The organism is Iodobacter violaceini, assembly GCF_011601265.1.
GTDB classification, from domain to species: Bacteria; Pseudomonadota; Gammaproteobacteria; order Burkholderiales; family Chitinibacteraceae; genus Iodobacter; species Iodobacter violaceini.
The window spans coordinates 170,624-191,111 of the sequence record NZ_JAAOLX010000008.1 but is presented as its reverse complement, the minus strand read 5'-3'; the positions used below and the strand labels follow the sequence as shown (position 1 = coordinate 191,111).

22 protein-coding genes are annotated in these 20,488 nt (G+C 51.9%); 14 read left to right on the top strand and 8 right to left on the bottom strand.

Annotated features, from left to right (window positions below):
- The first annotated feature begins 5 nt into the window (after nt 1-5).
- The 3 genes from HA050_RS16185 to oppF all read left to right on the top strand — a co-directional run bounded on the left by HA050_RS16185 (nt 6) and on the right by oppF (nt 2,972).
- Nucleotides 6-905: an ABC transporter permease subunit gene (locus HA050_RS16185; protein WP_099396929.1), complete on the top strand. Its 900-nt coding sequence runs from the start codon at nt 6-8 to the stop codon at nt 903-905.
- A gap of 92 nt (nt 906-997) precedes the next feature.
- On the top strand, nt 998-1,990 hold the full coding sequence (locus HA050_RS16180) for an oligopeptide/dipeptide ABC transporter ATP-binding protein (protein ID WP_166828349.1): 993 nt from the start codon (nt 998-1,000) through the stop codon (nt 1,988-1,990).
- Complete coding sequence (oppF, locus tag HA050_RS16175) at nt 1,983-2,972, top strand: murein tripeptide/oligopeptide ABC transporter ATP binding protein OppF (protein ID WP_166828346.1); 990 nt, start codon at nt 1,983-1,985, stop codon at nt 2,970-2,972. Before HA050_RS16180 ends, oppF begins: the two co-directional genes overlap by 8 nt.
- A 66-nt stretch (nt 2,973-3,038) precedes the next feature.
- Here the strand turns inward: oppF and trmL are convergent, their stop codons facing one another.
- On the bottom strand, nt 3,039-3,503 hold the full coding sequence (gene trmL / locus HA050_RS16170) for a tRNA (uridine(34)/cytosine(34)/5-carboxymethylaminomethyluridine(34)-2'-O)-methyltransferase TrmL (RefSeq protein WP_166828343.1): 465 nt from the start codon (nt 3,501-3,503) through the stop codon (nt 3,039-3,041).
- Between the two features lie 90 nt (nt 3,504-3,593).
- Between trmL and HA050_RS16165 the strand changes: the two genes are divergently transcribed.
- The 9 genes from HA050_RS16165 to HA050_RS16125 all read left to right on the top strand — a co-directional run bounded on the left by HA050_RS16165 (nt 3,594) and on the right by HA050_RS16125 (nt 9,875).
- A complete protein-coding gene (locus HA050_RS16165; protein ID WP_166828340.1) occupies nt 3,594-3,956 on the top strand; it encodes a hypothetical protein in 363 nt (120 codons plus the stop codon).
- An 82-nt stretch (nt 3,957-4,038) separates the two neighbouring features.
- Nucleotides 4,039-4,890 (top strand): formyltetrahydrofolate deformylase, encoded by an 852-nt coding sequence (gene purU / locus HA050_RS16160; protein WP_099396924.1) that lies wholly within the window; start codon nt 4,039-4,041, stop codon nt 4,888-4,890.
- A gap of 155 nt (nt 4,891-5,045) precedes the next feature.
- Complete coding sequence (gene gspF, locus HA050_RS16155) at nt 5,046-6,242, top strand: type II secretion system inner membrane protein GspF (protein ID WP_166828337.1); 1,197 nt, start codon at nt 5,046-5,048, stop codon at nt 6,240-6,242.
- A 50-nt stretch (nt 6,243-6,292) separates the two neighbouring features.
- Complete coding sequence (gspG, locus tag HA050_RS16150; RefSeq protein ID WP_099396922.1) at nt 6,293-6,718, top strand: type II secretion system major pseudopilin GspG; 426 nt, start codon at nt 6,293-6,295, stop codon at nt 6,716-6,718.
- A gap of 37 nt (nt 6,719-6,755) precedes the next feature.
- Nucleotides 6,756-7,262 carry a type II secretion system minor pseudopilin GspH gene (gene gspH / locus HA050_RS16145; protein WP_166828334.1) on the top strand — a complete coding sequence of 169 codons (507 nt, stop codon included), beginning with the start codon at nt 6,756-6,758 and terminating at the stop codon, nt 7,260-7,262.
- Nucleotides 7,255-7,626: a type II secretion system minor pseudopilin GspI gene (gspI, locus tag HA050_RS16140; protein ID WP_166828331.1), complete on the top strand. Its 372-nt coding sequence runs from the start codon at nt 7,255-7,257 to the stop codon at nt 7,624-7,626. Before gspH ends, gspI begins: the two co-directional genes overlap by 8 nt.
- Nucleotides 7,613-8,212, top strand: coding sequence for a type II secretion system minor pseudopilin GspJ (gene gspJ, locus HA050_RS16135; protein ID WP_099396919.1), 600 nt, complete (start codon nt 7,613-7,615; stop codon nt 8,210-8,212). Before gspI ends, gspJ begins: the two co-directional genes overlap by 14 nt.
- Nucleotides 8,209-9,129 (top strand): type II secretion system minor pseudopilin GspK, encoded by a 921-nt coding sequence (gene gspK / locus HA050_RS16130; protein WP_166828328.1) that lies wholly within the window; start codon nt 8,209-8,211, stop codon nt 9,127-9,129. The genes gspJ and gspK overlap by 4 nt, the downstream gene beginning before the upstream one ends.
- 101 nt (nt 9,130-9,230) lie before the next feature.
- Nucleotides 9,231-9,875, top strand: coding sequence for an HAD-IA family hydrolase (locus HA050_RS16125; RefSeq protein WP_166828325.1), 645 nt, complete (start codon nt 9,231-9,233; stop codon nt 9,873-9,875).
- A gap of 10 nt (nt 9,876-9,885) precedes the next feature.
- Here the strand turns inward: HA050_RS16125 and HA050_RS16120 are convergent, their stop codons facing one another.
- The 6 genes from HA050_RS16120 to HA050_RS16095 form a co-directional block, all read right to left on the bottom strand.
- Complete coding sequence (locus tag HA050_RS16120; protein WP_308418909.1) at nt 9,886-11,211, bottom strand: sensor histidine kinase; 1,326 nt, start codon at nt 11,209-11,211, stop codon at nt 9,886-9,888.
- A 49-nt stretch (nt 11,212-11,260) separates the two neighbouring features.
- Nucleotides 11,261-11,959: a response regulator transcription factor gene (locus HA050_RS16115; RefSeq protein WP_099396974.1), complete on the bottom strand. Its 699-nt coding sequence runs from the start codon at nt 11,957-11,959 to the stop codon at nt 11,261-11,263.
- 67 nt (nt 11,960-12,026) lie between these two features.
- Complete coding sequence (gene hemH, locus HA050_RS16110; RefSeq protein ID WP_166828319.1) at nt 12,027-13,127, bottom strand: ferrochelatase; 1,101 nt, start codon at nt 13,125-13,127, stop codon at nt 12,027-12,029.
- 28 nt (nt 13,128-13,155) lie between these two features.
- A complete protein-coding gene (locus HA050_RS16105) occupies nt 13,156-15,096 on the bottom strand; it encodes a transglutaminase TgpA family protein (RefSeq protein ID WP_166828316.1) in 1,941 nt (646 codons plus the stop codon).
- Nucleotides 15,093-15,992 carry a DUF58 domain-containing protein gene (locus HA050_RS16100; protein ID WP_166828313.1) on the bottom strand — a complete coding sequence of 300 codons (900 nt, stop codon included), beginning with the start codon at nt 15,990-15,992 and terminating at the stop codon, nt 15,093-15,095. Before HA050_RS16100 ends, HA050_RS16105 begins: the two co-directional genes overlap by 4 nt.
- A 74-nt stretch (nt 15,993-16,066) precedes the next feature.
- A complete protein-coding gene (locus tag HA050_RS16095; protein ID WP_166828311.1) occupies nt 16,067-16,978 on the bottom strand; it encodes an AAA family ATPase in 912 nt (303 codons plus the stop codon).
- A 205-nt stretch (nt 16,979-17,183) separates the two neighbouring features.
- Here HA050_RS16095 and HA050_RS16090 point away from each other — a divergent pair, with 205 nt between their 5' ends.
- Nucleotides 17,184-18,116, top strand: a complete 933-nt coding sequence (locus HA050_RS16090; RefSeq protein ID WP_332841474.1) for a histone deacetylase family protein — start codon at nt 17,184-17,186, stop codon at nt 18,114-18,116.
- Here the strand turns inward: HA050_RS16090 and HA050_RS16085 are convergent.
- A complete protein-coding gene (locus HA050_RS16085) occupies nt 18,113-18,256 on the bottom strand; it encodes a hypothetical protein (RefSeq protein ID WP_166828308.1) in 144 nt (47 codons plus the stop codon). The genes HA050_RS16090 and HA050_RS16085 overlap by 4 nt on opposite strands.
- 193 nt (nt 18,257-18,449) lie before the next feature.
- On the opposite strand from HA050_RS16085, the gene HA050_RS16080 reads away from it, so the two are divergent.
- Entirely contained in the window at nt 18,450-20,480 is a 2,031-nt protein-coding gene (locus tag HA050_RS16080) for a hypothetical protein (protein ID WP_166828304.1), read from the top strand.
- Nucleotides 20,481-20,488: the final 8 nt, after the last annotated feature.

The window sequence follows — 20,488 nt, the reverse complement described above, 5'->3', positions numbered from 1 at the left end:
TTGTCATGTTATTCAGAAATAAAAAACTCGCCGCTACGCTGGAAAGCTTGCCTGTTGAAGGCCGCAGCCCCTGGGCAGATGCACGCCGGCGTTTCTTTAAAAATAAGGCTGCAGTGATCAGCGCCATTATTTTAATGCTGATTACAATTGCCTGTATTTTAGGCCCATTTGTATTGCCCAATTCTTATGAAGATACTGATTTTGGTGCAATGGGTTTAGCCCCTACATTACAAAACTGGCACTTGTTTGGTACGGATGAATTGGGCCGGGATTTATTAGTCCGCAGTTTAATTGGTGGCCGCATTTCTCTGATGATTGGTGTACTGGCTACCTTAACTTCGGTTGCGATCGGCGTAATATGGGGGGCGACTGCCGGTTTTCTTGGCGGGAAAGTGGATTCCGTGATGATGCGTATCGTCGATATGATGTATGCAATTCCTTATCTGCTGATTGCCATTTTAATGGTTACCCTTTTAGGCCGTGAATTTTATCTGGTTGTTTTAACAATTACGGTATTTGGCTGGATGGATATGGCTCGTGTGGTTCGCGGGCAAACCTTAGCCATTAAATCAAAAGAATATATTGAAGCTGCCCATGCTATTGGCGTTCCAACATGGAAAATCATTTTCCGTCATGTTGTGCCAAATCTTTTAGGTATTGTGGTGATTTACACGACGGTAACCGTGCCGGGTGTGATTTTAACTGAGTCGGTTTTGTCATTTTTAGGCTTGGGTATTCAGGAGCCGATGACCAGCTGGGGAGTGCTGATTCATGATGGCGCCAGTGTAATGGAAACCACGTCGTGGTTATTGCTCTTCCCGGCGGCCATGCTGTCTGCCACTTTGTATTGTGCCAATTATATCGGTGACGGCATGCGTGATGCGCTTGACCCGAAAGATCGGTAAGCGGAGCCCAGTATCGTGTGTTTATTATCTGTGGGTGTTCATTATTTGGGCGGCAATCATTTGCGTGACCAAATTGGATTAAAGGCAGCATCATGAGTTTATTATCTGTAAAAGACCTCGGTGTGCAGTTTGCCACCAATGATGGCTCGGTCAGCGCGGTCAATGGCGTATCTTTTGAGCTCAATCGCGGTGAAACGCTGGGTATTGTCGGTGAGTCAGGCTCGGGTAAAAGCCAGACTGTGCTGGCCCTGATGGGTTTGCTGGCTAAAAATGGCAAGACCCAGGGGCGTGCCTTATTTGATGGGCAGGATTTGCTGACGATGCCTGCTCAGCAATTGAATAAGATTCGCGGTAATCGTGTGGCGATGATTTTTCAGGACCCGATGACGTCCCTGAATCCTTATCTTACGGTTGAGCGCCAAATGACCGAAGTGCTGGAGTTGCACAAGGGCATGAGCCGCCGCGATGCAAAAAAGCGCTCGATAGAGCTGCTCGATGCGGTAAAAATTCCTGAAGCAGCTCGCCGTGTGATGATGTATCCGCATGAGTTTTCTGGCGGGATGCGCCAGCGGGTGATGATTGCAATGGCACTTTTATGCGAGCCGGAGCTGCTGATTGCAGACGAGCCGACAACCGCTTTGGATGTGACGGTGCAGGCACAAATTATTGCGCTGTTAAAAGACTTGCAGCGTGATTTTGGTACCGGCATTGTGATGATTACGCATGATTTGGGTGTGGTGGCCGGCCTCTGCGAGAAAGTGCTGGTGATGTATGGTGGCCGTGTCATGGAGCAGGGCAATGCCAGTGATATCTTTTATCACGCAACGCATCCCTATACCGTTGGCCTGCTTGGGGCGCTGCCGCGCCTTGATCATGATGACAGTGAGAGCCTGATTTCTATTCCGGGCAACCCGCCGAATATGGCGCATATGCCTCCTGGCTGTCCGTTCAGCGAGCGCTGCAACCATGCGGTGGCGCGCTGCCACAGCGAATTGCCTTTATTGCTGCCTGTTGGTGCGGGCGGTGTTTTGCGTGCTTGTCATAAGCCGGTAGAAGAAACCAAGCTGGAGGAGGCTCATGTCTGATACACGCCAACCGATTCTGTCTATTCGTGATTTAAAAGTTCATTTTTCTGTGCGTCAGGGCGTGAAATGGCCTTGGCAAGCCAGTAAAACGCTGAAAGCCGTGGATGGTGTATCACTTGATCTTTATGCGGGTGAAACGCTGGGCGTGGTGGGTGAGTCGGGGTGCGGTAAGTCGACTCTGGCGCGTGCTGTGCTGAATTTAATTCCGGCCACCAGCGGCAGTATTGTCTGGATGGGTAAGGAAATGAGCGGCGCCAGCAGCGCAGACTGGCTGGAGGCGCGCAAAGATATTCAGATGATTTTTCAGGATCCTCTGGCGTCTTTAAATCCGCGGATGACCGTGGCGCAGATTATTGCAGAGCCGCTTAAGACCCATTACCCGCATATCTCAGAAGCCGAGGTAATGGCTCAGGTAAAAGCGATTATGGTGCGGGTTGGTTTGCGTGAGCAGCAGATTAATCGCTATCCGCATGAATTTTCGGGCGGGCAGTGCCAGCGTATTGGTATTGCGCGTGCACTGATTATGAAGCCTAAGCTGATCGTTTGTGATGAGCCTGTTTCAGCGCTGGATGTGTCGATTCAGGCGCAGATTGTGAATCTGCTTAAAGAATTGCAGCGTGAAATGGGCCTTGCACTTATTTTTATTGCTCATGATCTTGCGGTCGTTAAGCATATCAGTGATCGGATTCTGGTGATGTATCTTGGGCATGAAATGGAGCTGGCAAAGAAAGCAGCGCTTTATTCGCATCCCAGCCATCCTTATACCCAGGCACTTTTGTCTGCGATTCCTATCCCTGATCCAGAGCGTGAGAAAAATAAGGTGATTCAGATCTTGCAGGGTGATTTGCCCAGCCCAATTAATCCACCATCTGGCTGTGTATTCAGAACCCGTTGCCCTAAGGCATCAGATCAGTGCTCTAAAGATATTCCTCAGTTGCGGGCGCTGACAGAGCAAACACAAGCGGCATGTATACTGGCCTGATGCTACGCTGAAAAAAAGCAGCGCAGAAGATTAATTCTTCTGCGCTGCTTTTTTTGAAATGAAGTTTTAACTTGCCCCGGCAAAATCCATTTGCCGCCATGCTTCAAACACTGTGATGGCCACTGCGTTTGATAAATTTAAGCTGCGATTATCCGGCATCATGGGCAGGCGAATGCGGCGGTCTGCTGCAAATTCTGCGCGAACTTCCTCTGGCAGGCCCCGCGTTTCCGGGCCGAACACAAAAACGTCACCTTTCTCGTAGATAATGCGGTCGTGCCTTGCTGATCCTTTTGTAGTCATGGCAAAAAAACGATGGCCAGCTAAAGATTGCTGACAATCTGCCCATGATTCGTGGATTTGCATGCTGGAAAACTCGTGGTAATCCAGTCCGGCACGACGCATACGCTTGTCATCCAGCTCAAAGCCCAGTGGCTTGACTAAATGCAGGCTGCAGCCCGTATTGGCGGCGAGGCGGATAACATTGCCTGTATTAGGCGGGATTTCAGGCTGAAATAAGACAATATGGAACATATGTGGGCTGACAGGTGGCAGGCGAAACGCCTTGTATTAAACAGATAGAAACCCAGAATAAAACAACATAGTAAATATTTTGGGGGAGTGATGGACTTGATTCAAAAAGAAATTTTACTTGCCGCTGTACGTGTGGCCTTACAGGATAAATTGTCTCCTGAAGAAACCATCGCTGTTGCATTAAGGTCTCTCGATCACGAGATGATGGGGCCAGATGGCCGATCTTTCAACCCCGCACGTATTTCCGGTGTGGGTTCTGCAATTTATGCAGCCATGTTTAATTATCCGGTGGATCTGCTGGACGTGCCTGAGGAAGGCTATGTCTGGAGAGCAAAAATACCTAAACACCGTTTCAGCACCCCGTTTGAGCAGCTGTTAACAGATGGAGAACGAATGGTAGAGCAGTGCCGTCAGAAACAAAAAGACTGTCTCTCTGCGCAGAATCATCATTGAGCGTATTTTGCCATGGCTGGACTAATGCCTTAAGGCGGGTGTTGCTGTTAGAATTAGGAATAGATTTTACTAGAGTCACTGAATGAATACCGCAACACTACTGATTAGTTGTCCGGATCGAAAAGGTTTATCTGCTGCGATTGCCAATTTTCTGTATACCTATAACGCCAATATTGTTCACGCCGATCAGCATCAGGACGAGACAGAAAATCTCTTCCTGATGCGGGTAGAGTGGGATGTCACCGATTTTTCATTGGATATGAGCGCGTTCGCTGCTGCTTTTCAGCCTATTGCTGATCGCTTCCAGATGACATGGTCGGTGGCCTTGTCTGCCCGCCGCCCCAAAGTGGCTATTTTTGTTTCTAAATATGACCATTGTCTGGTTGATTTGCTGCACCGGCATAAGAGCGGCGAATTGCGCTGCGATATTCCGCTGATTATTTCTAATCATGAAGATTGCCGTGGCCTGGCGGATTACTATGGCATTCCTTATCATGTGATTACCGTAACTAAAGACAATAAAGCCGAATCAGAACAAGCCCAGCGTGCATTGCTGGAAGCCAGTCAGATTGATTTAATTGTGCTTGCCCGGTATATGCAGGTATTAAGCCACGAATTTACCGCGTCTTATCCGCAGCGTGTGATTAATATTCACCATTCATTTTTACCCGCATTTGAAGGGGCAAAGCCTTATCACCGCGCATTTGCCCGTGGTGTAAAGCTTATTGGTGCAACCAGCCATTATGTCACCGAGGTGTTGGACGATGGCCCGATTATCGAACAGGATGTGATGCGTATTTCGCACCGTGACGATATAGATATGCTGATTCAGAAAGGCCGTGATTTGGAAAGAATGGTGCTTTCACGTGCGGTACGGGCCCATCTTGAAAACCGGATTCTGGTTTATGCAAAGAAAACGGTGATTTTCTCTTAAATATTTAAAGAGAATGCGGGCCGTCTTTGATTTCTTGTATAAAATCAGGGGCGGCTTTTGTATGAATTATAAAACCCTCAGTTTAATTAACCACTCCTGAACAAAATAATAAAAATGATAATTTGTTGGGTACTTCATCTCTCTGGTATTTCCGTATGACCGCTTTTCGCTACCGCGCTGTGAACGAGGGCGGGAAGGCTGCGCGTGGCGTTATCGAGGCGGAAACGTCTCGCTTAGCCAAGGGTTTGTTGCGTCAGCAGGGTTTGTGGGTTTCCGAGCTGGAAGAAATCGCCTCTGCCGGGGCAAAAGGTGAGCGCAGCTTAGGCACAGCAAAGCTCTCCTTGCTCACACGCCAGCTGGCCACCCTGCTGGATGCGGGTTTGCCTATTGAGCAGGCGCTCTCTGTTTTGATTGAGCAAAGTGAAGTCGAGCGCGAAAAGCAGCTGGTTGCCGCGCTGCGCAGCGAGATTCTGGCTGGCTCCTCACTTTCTCAGGCGCTTACACGTCATCCCCGTGTTTTCCCGGAGCTTTACCGTACGATTGTCAGCGCGGGAGAGGAATCAGGCAAAGCGGCTGCCGTGATGCAGCGCCTGGCCGATTATCTTGAATCCCGTGCGTCTCTGGCCTCAAAAGTGGGGCTGGCCTTTATTTACCCCGCTGTGGTGATGTTTGTTTCGGCGCTGGTGATTGTCGGGCTTTTGACTTGGGTTGTGCCGCAGATGGTGACGGTGTTTCAGAGTGCCAAGCAAACGCTGCCTCTGCTCACGCGTCTTTTGCTTTGGGCCAGCCAGTTTGTGCGCGATTGGGGGCTGATTTTCTTTGTGCTGCTGGCGATAGCCACGGCAGCAGGCTGGCATGCCCTTAAAAAACAAGCGGTAAGACGGCAGTTTGATGCATGGCGTTTAAAGCTGCCTCTGATTGGGCGCTTTGAGCGTACTGCAAATACCGCTCAGCTGGCTTCTACTTTGGCGATTCTGGTAGGAAGCGGCGTGCCGCTTCTGAATGCTTTGCAGGCTGTGAGTGGCGTGCTGGGCAGCTTGCCCCTGCGCGATGCGGTGGCTGAAGCGGCGAGGCAGGTGCGTGAAGGGATGACCTTGTCGCGTGCACTGGCGGTAAGCAAAATGTTTCCGCCCGTGCTGATCCATCTGATCGGCAGCGGTGAAGCAACGGGGCGCCTTGAACATATGCTGGAAAAAGCTGCTGCGCAGCAAACGCAAGAATTAGAAAATCGCGTTTCAACCTTTACCGGGCTGCTTGGCCCGCTGATGGTCCTGTTAATGGGCGGCGTGGTGCTTGTGATTGTATTGGCGATTCTGTTACCTGTTTTTGAAATGAATCAATTGGTTAAATAAAAAGCCGAATACGAACAAATCGTAATGGCTTTCATAAAGGGGAGTATGAAATGAAACGCAGGCAAGGCGGTTTTACGCTGATTGAAATTTTGGTGGTGATTACCATTCTGGCTATTTTGGGCGCTTTAGTGGTGCCTAAAATTATGAATCGCCCGAATGAGGCCCGCGTTGTGGCCGCTAAACAAGATATCCGTTCTGTGGTCCAGGCGCTCAAGCTTTATAAGCTGGATAACGGCCGTTACCCAAGTACCGAACAGGGCTTAAAGGCACTGGTAGAAAAGCCAAGTGCTGCTCCTGTGCCAAATAACTGGAAAACCGGTGGTTACCTGGAAAAGCTGCCTAAAGACCCATGGGGTGGTGATTATCTTTACCTCAGCCCGGGCATTAAGGGTGAAATTGATGTCATGAGCTATGGTGCTGATGGCCAGCAGGGTGGTGAAGGTACAGATGCTGATATTGGCTCCTGGGATAACTGATGCCCTTTAAGCAACAGATGATGGCTTGCACCGGGCGATGAAAGCGATGGTTCAGCGTGGCTTTACCCTGATAGAAATCCTTGTGGTGCTCAGTATTATCGGCATCATTATGGGTTTGGCCGTGGTGCGTCTGGATTTATCAGACGGGCAAAGGGTGGAGCGCGAGGCCAGCCGCCTGGCTTCGTTATTTGAATCCGCCCGGGATGAGGCCATTACCAGCGGGCAGGCCATTGCATGGTCATCGGATGGTTTGGGGTATCAGTTCTGGTTGCAGGATGCACAAAACAACTGGCAATCGATTGCCACGCATGATTTGCTTAATCCGCATGTTTTAGAAGAAGTCAGGGTGGAAGGTTTTGCTGTTAATTTGCGTGAGCAGCGCCTGGGAGAACGTCTGGTGTTTGAGCCTTCGGGTGTGAATGCCCCTTTTCGCTTGCAGCTGCGCTTAAATAACAGCCGCTTGGAATTGCAGGGTGATGTGATGGGGCGGGTTGAAGTTCACCAGCCAGATGCCTCGGCACCTGCGGCCCTGCCTCATGCGTAAATATGCAGGTTTTACCCTGATTGAAGTGCTGGTTGCACTGGCCGTGATTGCCATTGCCATGGGGGCCGCGATGAAAGCGACCCTGGCAAGCACTAATAATGCGATTGAGCTGAAAAGCCGCACGGCAGCAGGCTGGGTGGCGCAAAACCGCTTAAACGAGCTGGCTGCCATGGGGGCATGGCCCGATATTGGCTCGGCTGAGGGTAAAGAATCACAAGCGGGCATGGATTTTGTCTGGCGCGTAGAAACTGGCGGATCCCCCAACCGCAGCTTTCGGCGCATCGAAATAAAAGTATTTTCTGCCGGTGATGATCAGCACGCGGCAGCGACTCTGGTAAGTTATCTTGCTCATGTTCCCCATTAAGGTGTTTAAACCCAGGCATGCAGGCTTTACCCTGCTGGAAATCTTAATCGCGCTGGCGGTATTTAGCGTGGTGACTTTGATTTCATATAAAGGCCTGGAATCGGTGGCGCAAACGCGTTCTGCTCTGGATGCCGAGGCTAAGCGCTGGCGCGATTTATCTTTGGTGTTTGATCGCATGGAAGAGGATGTCAGCCAGGCGGTGGATCGCCCCTGGCGGGATCAGGGCGGGGTAGAGCAGGCCGCAATGCGTGGCACGAATAAACCGGAGCGTAAAGATGATCAGCCACTGGAACTGATTCGCCTGGATCGCAACCGGGATGCTTTTCATGTGGCCTATCGTTTGAATAATGGCCGCTTAGAGCTGCTGCTGTGGAATGCGCTTGATCTGGGGCCGCGTGAAGAGCCGCAGGTGCACACCTTGCTGGAAAATATCCGCGGGTTTGAAGTGAATTTTTTAGATGCCTCCAGCCAGTGGAAGCCCAGCTGGCCGCCCGCAGGCAATAGTAAAGTGCCGCCACGGGGTGTGAAAATTAAGCTGACGCTCGCCGATGACACTACCGTAGAAAGGATATACACCCTGCCATGATGCGCAAACAACAAGGCGTTGCCATCATTACCGCCGTGCTGACTGCTGCGCTGGTGACCACCCTGGCGGTGGCCATTGCCTGGCGCCAGCAGCTGTGGTTCCGGCAACTGGAAAATCAGTTTGATCTGGCCGAGGCACGCGGCATAGCCCGCGCTTCCATTAACCTGGCAAGGCTCACCCTAAGGGATGACGCCCGCAATAATCAGATTGATCATCAGCTTGAGCCATGGAATATTCCGATTCCGGCGATTCCGGTTGAAACAGGTCGGGTAGGCGGGCGTTTATTAGAGCAGCAGGGGCGTTTTAATTTAAACAATGTAGTGCAAAACGGGGTATTGAATGAGTCCGCATTCGCGGCTTTTCAACGTCTTGTGCAAACGCTGGGCCTGCCGCCGGATATCGCTAATGCACTGGTCGACTGGCTGGATGCAGATAACCTGACCCGCTATCCGGGAGGGGCAGAAGATGTTGAATATCTGGCGATGGCCGAACCCTACCGCGCAGCTAACCGCGCTTTGCTGGATATTCAGGGCTTGTCCCGTATTCGTGGCTTCACGCCCGAAGTGATCGCCAGACTGGAGCCCTTAATCAGTGTTTTACCGCAGGCAACGCCCGTGAATGTCAATTTTGCCGGGCCGGAAGTATTGGCGGCGATTATTCCGGGCCTGTCAGTGTCTGCCGCGCAAGGTGTTGTGGCCAAACGCTCAGGCAAGTATTTTAAAAATATTGAAGAATTTAAACTGGCCTTGCCCCAGACCCTGCAAGCCACCGTATCACTGGATGGCGTATCCATAGAAAGCCGTTATTTCATCAGCGAAGTGGACGCGCATTTTGGCCGGGTTAATATGAGCTTTCAGGCACTGCTGGAGCGCAAAGGCGATCAGATTCCAAGGATTGTCTGGCTGAGAAGGCGTTGATGTAAATTGCCGGAGACCAGGTTTTTACCAGTGCGTTTGCGTGTAAAAACTGGTGGAATCAATGCGCTGTGTTTTTATTTCAATCAACTTCAGAGAAACAAATGAATCAATGTTTGTTGTTTGATTGCGATGGCACGCTCGTTGACAGCGAATGGCTGTGTAATCTGGGCTTGGTGATTCAATTCAAAGAGTTGGGTGTTTCACTGGATGCTGATGAATTAGTACTTCGCTTTAGAGGCTGGAAACTTGCACGAATTTTAGAAATATTAAGTATGGAAAATGATCTTGCTCTGACAGATGATTTTATTCCTGCTTATAGGGCAGTTGTAGCACAGCTTTTTCTGACGGAGCTTAAGCCTGTTGATGGTGTGCTCGAGATGCTGAGCAATATGCCGCAAATGAAGGCGGTTGTTTCTAGTGGCCCTTTAAATAAAATACGGCAAGCCTTGGATGTTTGCGGCTTATCTTCATACTTTGGCCCGAATTTATATAGTTCGTATGAAGTGGGTATTTGGAAGCCAGACCCGGGTATTTATCAGTTTGCAGCACAAGATATGGGCTTTGCTAATGCTGATTGTATCGTTGTTGAAGATGGATTACTTGGGGTGGAGGCAGGCGTTAAGGCAGGGATTCAAACGTATTTTTATAACCCTTTTGGTGAAGCTTGCCCTTTTGGCGGGGTTATTCATTTCGATTCGATGAAAGTATTGGCTGAGCTTATTCGGGCGAATAAAGCAATGTGCTGAGGGCGAGGGTTTATTCAGCTTTAATCGGCAGCAGAACGCGCACAATCAGCCCGTGTGGCTTGGCATCAAGCAGGCGGATGCTGCCACGATGCCTTTCGGTGATTTCTTTAACAATTGCCATCCCTAATCCACAGCCATTACCGGTTTGCTCGCGGCGGTAAAAGCGCTCGAACACGCGCTCTTTATCGGCATCCGGAATTCCGGCCCCATCGTCTTCTACTTCAACCACGTAATTCTCGCCTTCGATGCTCAGGCGGGCGGTGATATTACAGCCGCGCGGGATATATTTGATGGCGTTTTCAATCAGATTGGTAAACAGCTCCCTCAGCAGGGCGGAGTTGCCGTGCATGGGCGCTTCGGATACATCGGTGTCACAGCCCAGATCCATGCCGGCAGCCAAGGCGCGTGGCACGCATTCTGCCGTCAGCTCGCGTATTAGTTTGGCTAAATCAAGCGGGACGCGCGGCATGCCTTTTGCGCTGTCCGGCTCAGATCTGGCAAGGGTAAGTAGCTGATTAACAAGGTGAATGCTGCGGTTGGCGCTGGTGTGCACCATGGTCAGGCGGTTGCTTAGCCCTTCTGGTGTGGTTTCGCGCATGGCCAGCTCGGTTTGCGATTTTAAGCCGGCGAGAGGGGTGCGGAGCTGATGCGCAGCATCGGCAATAAAGCGGCGTTGCCGGGCCACACTTTCATTGGTGCTGCTTAAGAGTTGATTAAGTGCCGAAGTGAGCGCGCCCACTTCTTCAGGTTCATCATCCAGTTGCAGAGGGGATGGGTCCTGGCCTGAGTGTTCTTCAACCCTGCGCTGCAGGCGGGCTAAGGGGCGCAGACCCCGGTTTATGCCCCACCAGACCAGAAAACTCATGGCAAAAATCAGCAGGGCCAGCGGTGCGGCAATGGCAATCAGGATTTCTTTAGAAAGCTGGCTGCGTGCTTCGGTGCTTTTGCCCACCAGTACGTGCATCCACTTTTTTTGCTGGGTAATTTCTACCGGGAAATAGAGCGAAACAATGCGCAGCGATTCGTTTTGAATGCGTGAATCATAAAAAACAATTTGATTGTCGGGCTTTAAATGGCTTTGCAGCGCGGGCAGCTCGCTATTACTGAAGATAATGCCGCCTGTATTGAGCGATACCGTATAAAACAGGCGCTCGTCTGAGTCGTCATCCAGTAAAAGCTGAAGAGCGTGGGGGAAATCAATAATCAGCCCATTGTCCTGGGGCTTGATTTGCCGGCCAATCGAGCGTGCTGTTTGCAGCAGGCTGTCGTCGATCGCCATATTGGTATAATGCCGGGCTACGTTATAACTTAAGAATGCACCGGCAAGCCAAAGCACCCCCTGCGGTATGAGTAACCACAGGAGGAGCTGACGCTTGATTGAGAATTTACCCCTCAACATCCTGCGCTTGACTAGGTTGCTTCTCAAGTAAATAGCCAAGGCCACGAATAGTACGGATCACTACGCCGCAAGGATCCAGCTTTTTGCGGAGGCGGTGTACATAAACTTCGATGGCATTCAGGCCAACTTCAGCATTTTCTGAGCCCAGCTCACCCACGATTTGTTCTTTGGTGACTACACGGTCAATATTGGACATTAAGATTTCCAATACGGTGAGTTCACGCGCAGATAAATCGAGCGGTGTGTCATTGCACCATGCACGCTGGCCAGCGCGATCCAAACGCAGATTGCCCAGTTGCTGCACGGACTGCGGTAAGATTTTGCTGCGGCGAAGCAGGGCACGCAAACGCGCTTCAAGTTCGGAGAACTCGAAAGGCTTAGCCAGATAATCATCGGCACCTGCATCTAAGCCGGCTACGCGATCTTCCAGACCATCAAGAGCCGTCAGGATCAGGATAGGCAGGGAAGGTTTATGCTGACGGACGTTTTTTAAAACTTGCAGGCCATCCATGTTTGGCAGGCCAACGTCCAACACCACAACTTCGTAGTCATTGTGCAGTAAAATTTGTAAGGCTAGAGCGCCATCGTTAACACAATCAACTTGAAAGTCAGCCTGAGACAGGCTGGTTTTCAGAGCGTCAGCGAGAATTAGGTCGTCTTCAGCGAGAAAGAGCTTTGTGCTCATGTTCTGAACCTCGTTTTGTAAGAATAAGCTTACCGGCAGTTTAACTGTAATTTCTTTAATACCCAAGTTAATTTTGTGCACCTAAAGCCCGGGCCCTGCTTAATGTGCATTGTTGTGTATTGTCTATAGCAGTGTTGTCAGTAAGTAGCCAGCCAGAAAGTTCTTTTTTTGTCAGCGCGGTTAAAGCATCTATCCAAAGAGGGGAATCATTCAGGCAGGGAATGAAGTGGTACTCCTTACCACCGGCCTGTAAATAGTCCTGTTTTCCTTCGATGGCTATTTCTTCAAGTGTTTCTAAGCAGTCAGCTACAAAGCCAGGGCAGACTACATCCAGCCTGCCTGTACCTGCTTTGCCCAGTTGTTTTATGGTGGCCGTCACATAAGGTTGCAGCCATTCGGCACGGCCAAAGCGGGATTGAAAGGCTACGGTGTATTCAGATTCGGCAAGGCCCAGCTCTTCTGCTAACAGGCGGCCGGTTTTGCGGCAATAGCAGTGGTAAGGATCGCCCTTATCCAGTGTGTAGCGCGGCACGCCGTGAAAGCTCATCAGCAAATGGTCGCCGCGCCCTTTGGCTTGCCAGTAAGCGCGTACCTGCCCGGCCAGCGCTTTAATATAGCCTTCGTCATCATGAAAGCTGCGTACAGTTCGCAGCGCAGGCTGGTTGCGGTAGGTGGCGAGTACCCGGCCCACTTCATCAATGACGGTGGCGCTGGTGCTGGCTGAATACTGGGGGTAGAGCGGCAGAACCAGTAATTTTTCACACCCTGCAGCTTTCAGTTTATCCATCTGCGCTGCAATTGAAGGCTGCCCGTAACGCATGGCATAGTCGACTAAAACCTCCTTGTGGCCTTGCTCGCCCAGCCAGCCTTTTAAAAGCTTAGCCTGTTTTGTTGTCCAGACTTTTAGCGGGGAACCTTCGCTCATCCATACACTTGCATATTTTGCGGCCGTTTTTTTGGGGCGAAAAGGCAAAATAAAAGCATTCAGAATGGTCAGCCATACCAGTCTTGGTATTTCTACCACACGGGGGTCCGACAGAAACTGGCGTAAATAGGGGCGGATCGCTGCGGGAACAGGTGCCTCCGGGGTGCCAAGATTGACGAGCAGTACGCCGATCCGGCTGGCTTGATCATGGCGAAAGGGTGGTTCAGGCAGAAATGAAGACATAGAAATGGGCTCGGATTGTTTTTCTGAATCATAACAGGCTCTGTTTAATTTGATTACACGAGAAATAACGCACTGCTTTCTGCAGCTTTAATAGCGCATCAGTATCCTTTCCATAACGGGCCGCAATATATTGCTGGGTGATGTAATGAATCTGCTCATGATGCTGGGGTAATTGCAAGCTGGCACGCTGGCCAAATGTAAGCGGGCCTTCATGGGGAAGGGGGCGGCAGCCTTTGCCGGCAAGCTGACGGCAAAAGGTTTGCCATGCACGGCTTGCAGGATCGCGCCTGGCTGCTGTGCTGCGGGTGGCAAGGAAAAAGAGCAGTGCAAGCACGATGCTGCTGCCAAGGGCCATGCGCAGAATAAATTCGCCGGACAATACATCGGGTATGCCCAGCTTTTTGAACAACTGCATCTGTTTGCGTGAGTCGTAACCCATTACCCACTGATTCCAGCCATTCACAAGACTGTCCCAGTTCAGGCGCAGATGGTGTATCCATTCGGGAGGAGCGCCTTCCATAAAAGGCAGGCTGTCGGCCTGATTGAGGCTGATATCCGGCCCGTTGCTGATGCGCGAGGGCGAAATCATGGCAGTGGGGTCTGCACGCTGCCAGCCCCCCTGTGCCAGCCATATTTCGCTCCATGCGTGTGCATTGGCTTGCCGCACAATCAGGTATTTGCCGTTGTTATTCCATTCCCCTCCCTGATAGCCGCCCACAACCCGGCTGGGAATTCCTGCGGCGCGCATTAAAAAGGTAAAACTGCTGGCGTAATGTTCACAAAAACCTTGCTTATGTTTAAACAGGAAAGTGTCTATGGCATTGGGGCCTTTATTGAGCGGTGGCTGCAGGGTGTAGCTAAAACCGCCATGCTTCAGAAAATTTAAGCCTTGCCTGACGCGCTCCGGCGGGGGAAGTGAACGCCAGCTTGCTGCCAGTGCACGGGTCTGGGGATTGCCTGCCGGCGGCAGTTGTAATGCACTTTGTACGGTGTCGTCCTCGCTGGTCCGCCAGAGTAAATGGCTGCTTAAGTGGTAGCGCTGGCGCTGGCTGACGGGAGCACTGTTAACCGCCTGCAGGCGATTACTCATCAGTGCGCTGTCTGGAAGTGTGCCTGGGATATCCAGCGCCAGCAGCCAGTTTAAATTATGCGGCTCCATGGTCATGGTGTAGCCAATAGCCGGGCCCTGGTGGGTGATGGAGGGGCCGCCCGCAACCGTGACAGGTACTTGCAGCCAGGCTTCTCCGTCGAAGAGATCAAAGACCGGGCCGCGCCAGTACCTTGCCTGCGCCTTAGGTACGGGGCCCTCAAACTCTACCCTGAATGCCACGGATTCGTCTCTTGCCAGTTTGCTGAAATCGCCTGGGCGCATTTCATCGCTTAAACCCGTGCGGGCAACAGGCTGCTCGTCGGGCATGCTCCAGAGCGGGGGCAGGCGTGGAAAAAAAACAAATAAGAATATGGCAAAGGGCAGGGCTTCACACAGCATATAAAAGAGCTGTTTAGCGAGTGTCTGTAGTGATTGCAGGCTTTGCCACTGCATTAATTGCCCGGTGATGGCCAGCATGGAAAGGCTGGCCCAGAGCAATATCCAGCTGGATGGCACACTTAAAAAACCTGCACCCACCAAAAAATAGGCTAACAGGCTGACTACTTTGATGTCTCTTGGCGTGCGGGTCTCAAAAAGCTTGACGGTGGCAAGGCTGGCCAGCGTGGCTACACCGCCTTGCCTGCCGATTAAGGTTTGATAATCCAGCCAGATTAATGCAAATAAGCCCACAGACAGAATCAGGCCAAAATAGGCCGGGGGCAGGGCTTTTCCGCTATAGGCAATCCAGGCGCGCCAGAGCAAAAGCAGCGCCAGGGCCAGTGTCAGCCATGGGCTGAATTGCAGTCCGTGCGGCACCAGCACCAGCGCCTGGGTAGCAATCAGATATTGCATGGGTTTACGGGCAAGCGGCGTATTCATGATGGCCCGGCGCCTGCGCTGTGGGGCGCTTGCTCATCAAACAGGGCTAGTGCATTCAGGCAATTGATTTGATGGGACTCACCCAGTGCCGGAGCGATGTGCACGCCCGGCAGTGACAGGCCAAAAGGCGTGCCCATCTGCTGGGCCACTAAGATCCATGCGCATAGCCTGGATAAGCGCGCCTCTGTGTCCATGCCGGCGAGCTGCTCCCAGCTGAAAATCTGAGAGGCTGCGCCTTGCGAATCAAAAAATTTAACAGGCAGTGATTCGCTGTGTGCGGCTTGTTTCCATGCGATCCTGCGGAGTGAATCGCCTGTCTGGTAGGGCCGCAGACCTGCAAAGTCTTCTTCGCTGCGTCCTGTGCTGTTGCCCTGATTGTTTTCGGTAAGCCATGGGGGCGGGTCGTTTTCCGGGCTGGGCCAGATAATGCAGCGTGCAGGGCTGTTGAGGTAGCTCCAGGCGTGGCACCAGCCCACGGGATAAAAGCTGGATAAATGCAGGGCAGGGGCAAGAAGCCAGCCGCGCTCATGGCTGAGAAGAGGAATGGCCAGCTCGGCCTCTTGCTCAAGCGTGTTAAGGATCACTTTGTTTTGATTTGAAAACTGAAAAATAAGGGCGTGGCGGCTTAAGCTGCTGTGGTGGCTGATATGAAGTGGAAAAGAGGCCACTTCACCGGCAAAAACGGCCGGAGCATCAAAAAGCTGTAATCGCAATTTAAGTAAATTTCTGAAGGTACGCAGCAGCACCGCATGCCCCAGTCCCAGCAGGGTAAAGGCAAATAAATAGGCAAGACTCAGCTGGTAATTGATCGCCCCGATCAAAATCAGGATGGCCGTAAAGCAAAAGGCATAGCCAAAGCCGCTGGGTAAGATATAGATACGATCATACTTCAGCACGAGCGCGCTGCTTTGGGCTGGGTGCCGTTTGTTAAACCAGCGTTGCCGGCTTTGCCTCAGAAGCTTAAGCATTATTAAGGGATGGGGGTTTCTAAAATTAATGCCCTGACCATTTCAATGGCCGCTTTGCCGCTGCCTGGCATCACCAGCCTGTGCTGGCTTACCGGCAGAAAAACCGCCTGAATATCTTCTGGTAAAACCAGATCACGGCCATCCAGCCATGCCCATGCCTGGGCTGCATGTAACAGCCCTAAGGCGGCGCGGGGTGATAGGCCACACATAAAGCGCCCTGGCTGGCGCGATGCCGCGATCAGCATTTGTACATAATCAAGCAGCGCGGGCGCGATATAAACATCCCGCACGATTTGCTGGCTGGCTTGTAAATCGCTGCTGCTGATTGCTTCTGCCAATGATTCGATTAAATGGCGGCGGTCCGACCCCGCCAGCATGGCGCGCTCGGCTTGCGTATCGGGGTAACCCAGCTCTATACGCATTAAAAACCGGTCCAGCTGGGATTCGGGAAGTAAAAATGTACCAATCTGATGTGATGGATTTTGTGTGGCAATCACAAAAAAAGGCTCGGGCAGGGGCCATGTTGTGCCATCGGCGGTGACCTGACCTTCTTCCATTGCCTCTAAAAGGGCAGACTGGGTTTTGGGTGAGGCCCGGTTGATTTCATCTGCAAGCAGCAGCTGCGTAAAAAGCGGGCCGTGGTGAAATTGAAAACGCTGGTTTTCTCTGTCATAAATAGAAACCCCCGTCAGATCGGCAGGAAGCAGGTCGCTGGTGAACTGAACCCTTTGAAATTTCAGGCCCAGTGTGCGGGCAAGTGCATGGGCCAGCGTGGTTTTGCCTACACCGGGAAGGTCTTCAATCAGCAAATGACCCTGTGCCAGCAGGCAGGAAAGCGCCTGCCGGATTTGTACAGGTTTGCCCAGAATAATGGCTTCAAGTTGCTTGAGCACCGCAGGCAGGCGTGGGGCCATGGTATGGCTTCCTGTTTATTTATCACTTCAGTGTTGACCATGAATCGCAAACTGTCTATTCGCTTTCGTTGCCAGTGTATTTGCCCAAGGCGTAAACTAATAGTCAGAATAGCGTGTACTAAGGATTGATGCAGCCTGTTGCTGGCTGAATCAGGGCGGATTAAACAGGTAGCGAAGGCAGCCTGACTTGAAAGGGGTAGTGCCGGTGAGTAGTGGTCCAAGCGCTTATATTAGTCACCCCGCCTGTGCGATGCACAATATGGGCAAGGGGCATCCCGAGTGCGCGGAGCGCTTAGAGGCCATTAAAGATCGTTTGATGGCGGCAGGGATATGGGATTTCTTATGGCATATTGATGCGCCTGCTGCCACACGGGAGCAGCTGGCGCGGGTACACGGCACTGAATACCTGGATCGCCTTGCGATGATTTCCCCTACGCATGGCTTTGTGCATGCCGATCCGGATACGGCGATGAATCCATTTACCCTGAGGGCGGCTTATCATGCGGCCGGGGCGGGCATTGCGGCGGTCGATGCGGTGATGCAGGGTAAGGCAGCCAATGCTTTTTGCGGGGTGCGCCCGCCAGGGCATCATGCAGAAAAAAATAATGCGATGGGTTTTTGTTTTTTTAATAATGTGGCGGTCGCTGCGCGCCATGCTCTCGATCAATATGGTCTGGAGCGGGTGGTGATTGTCGATTTTGATGTGCACCACGGCAATGGCACCGAAGATATCTTCTGTGAAGATGAGCGGGTAATGATGGTGAGCTTTTTTCAGCACCCTTTTTTCCCTTATTCAGGGGATGTGCCCCGTGGCGCGAATATGCGTAATTTCCCAATGCCGCGCGGCACAACGGGTGCGCAGTTCCGTGACTTGGTTGTGGAAAAATGGCTGCCCGTTTTAAATGAGTTCTCTCCGCAGCTGATTTTGATTTCAGCAGGTTTTGATGCGCATTTAGAAGACGAAATGTCGACCATGGGCCTCGTGGAGGCCGATTATGCATGGGTGACTAAGCAGCTGATGAAGGTGGCCGATCAATATGCAGACGGGCGCATCGTGTCTTTTCTGGAAGGCGGCTATGATCTTTCGGCCTTGGGGCGCAGTGTGGCGGCGCATATTAAAGAGCTGGCTGATATTTAGGTGCTGTTGACCTTAGATTCACAATTGCGCTTGGGGGAAAAGATCAGCATGCCCGTGGGCATCAGGGGGCTGATTGGGCTGTAATCCAGTGCATTGCTTAAGGCTGTGGCTGCATGCCCTTGTTTGTTTTTTAATGTCATTGCGTGCTTCCGGACCAGCCATTTTGCTGCTGAGTATTCTGCCGCACAGCCTTCTTCTTGCTTCTGCGGTGGAATATTCAATGGGTATTCGGGCAGGGGCGCACCTTTATTTGTTACTTGCGATAATCTGACAAGCTTCTGTGTCCCACCTTTGCTATAAATGCCACTGAGATAACAATAAGTGGACAGCAAGATGCGGGGCTTTCTCATACTTCTGTTGTTTGCTGTGCTGGCTGCCTGTGGTGGCGGGGCGGGCGATGTAAGCAGCGGGGCAGCCAGTGCGGTGGCTGTGGCCAGTGGTGCGGCTCAGCTTTCTGTGGTGCTGCAAGACAGTGCCGGGCAAACCTCCGCAACGGTTTATGCAAATTCCATCTCTGCCCTGGTGGTGACGCTGAGTGATGCGAAGGGGCAGCCCCTGAGTAACCGCGTTGTTAAACTTGGCGTAAGTACTTCTTCCCTCAGTAAAATCAGCCCTGATACGGTGTTAACCGATGCATCAGGACGGGCGCAGTCTCAGCTGATAAGCAACGACAATACGGGGGCAGATTCGATCAATGCCAGTATTGATGTGGATGGCAAATCGTATAGCGCCGCGTTTAATTACAGCGTCAGGTCGCTTAATTTTGCACTGAGCACGCCCAAGCTGGATCTGAGTACCGTATCGGCAGGCGGCAGCGTGGGGGTGTCGGTCAATCTGAGCAATAGTGACACAGGCCTGGCCTTGGAAACACCTGTTAGCGTAAGTTTTAGCTCGCCTTGTGCTGATGCAGGCAAGGCCTTGCTGTCTTCGCCGGTTTTGTCGGTAGTGAGTACGGTTAATGGCGTAAAAACGGCGGTGGCATCCAGTACTTACCAGGATAAATCCTGTGCGGGCAGCGATGAAATTACTGCAACGGCGACGCTTGGGGGCGTGAGCCGGTCGGCCAAAACCACGCTGTCTGTACTGGCGGCCTCGGCGGGCAATATTGAATTTGTAAGTGCTGTTCCTGAGCTGATTTCTTTGCCGGGCACAGGCGGCAATACCAGTGCCGTGGTGCAATTTAAGGTGAAGGATTTACAAGGCAGCCCCTTGGGCGGGCAATGGGTCGATTTTGCTTTGAATACCACGGTTGGTGGCATCACCCTGGTGCAAAGTGCCGCGCAAAGCCAGCCTGGCTCAGGCCTCGTGCAAGTGGTGGTGAATGCCGGGGCGGTGAGTACGGTGGTGCGGGTAACGGCTACGCTGCGGGGGGCTAATCCTGCAATCAGCAGCCAGTCTAATGCGTTAACGATTTCAACTGGTTTGCCGCATCAGAACGGCTTTAGCTTATCGGCAGATATTGTGAACCCGGAGTTTTATACCATTGATGGCAATAGCATTGTGCTGACAGCCAGGGCATCAGATCGTTTTGGTAATCCTGTGCCCGATGGCTCTGCTGTGAGCTTTATGACTGAGGGCGGTATCGGGACGATTACGCCGCGCTGCACCATGGCAAATGGGGCATGCAGTGTCACCCTGGTCAGCTCGGGAAACCGGCAAAAATTAGTGGGAGCCGGGCGAATGACCGTGCTGGCGCATATGGTGGGAGAAGAAAGCTTTAATGATTTGAATGGCAACGGGGTGTTTGATACAGGGGAAAGCTGGTCGGATCAGGGCGAGGCTTTTTTAAATGCCGATGAAACTGCACACGCTGCGCCTATGACTTTGCTGGCGGTTGATGGGGCTGGCTATGTTGAGCCCTTTATTGATTTTAATGGCGATGGCGTATACAACGGGCCGGATGGGCAATATAACGGCGTGCTGCGCTCGGCCAGTATTCCGGGGTCGGTTGCTAAAACGATCCATGTATCAAGCAGCAGAGTGGTGATCTGGTCGGCAAGTGCCCTTGGCAGTAATGTGCTGACTTACCCTCTGAGTGCAGGCCGGCTTTGTGCGTCAGGCAGCCTGCTCAGCCAGTTTGCTTTGGCTTTGAGGGATGCGAATGGCAATGTTTTACCGGCTAAAACACAGCTTGATTTGGAAATAACGCAAACAGTTTTGGTCGATGCGCTGGGGAACGCGATTAATAACCCCGCGCAGTTAAGCGGCCTGAGTAGTTTTACTGTGCCAAGTACTGCGGTTGTTCCGCAATTTACCGGTACTTTATCTGCAGTGGCCTGCCCGATTCCGGCTGATGCGCAACTGGTGGTGAAAGTGAAGTTTCCCAGCGGGGTTGAGACCTCGCAAAGTGTGCCCCTGAATTAAAAAAAAGG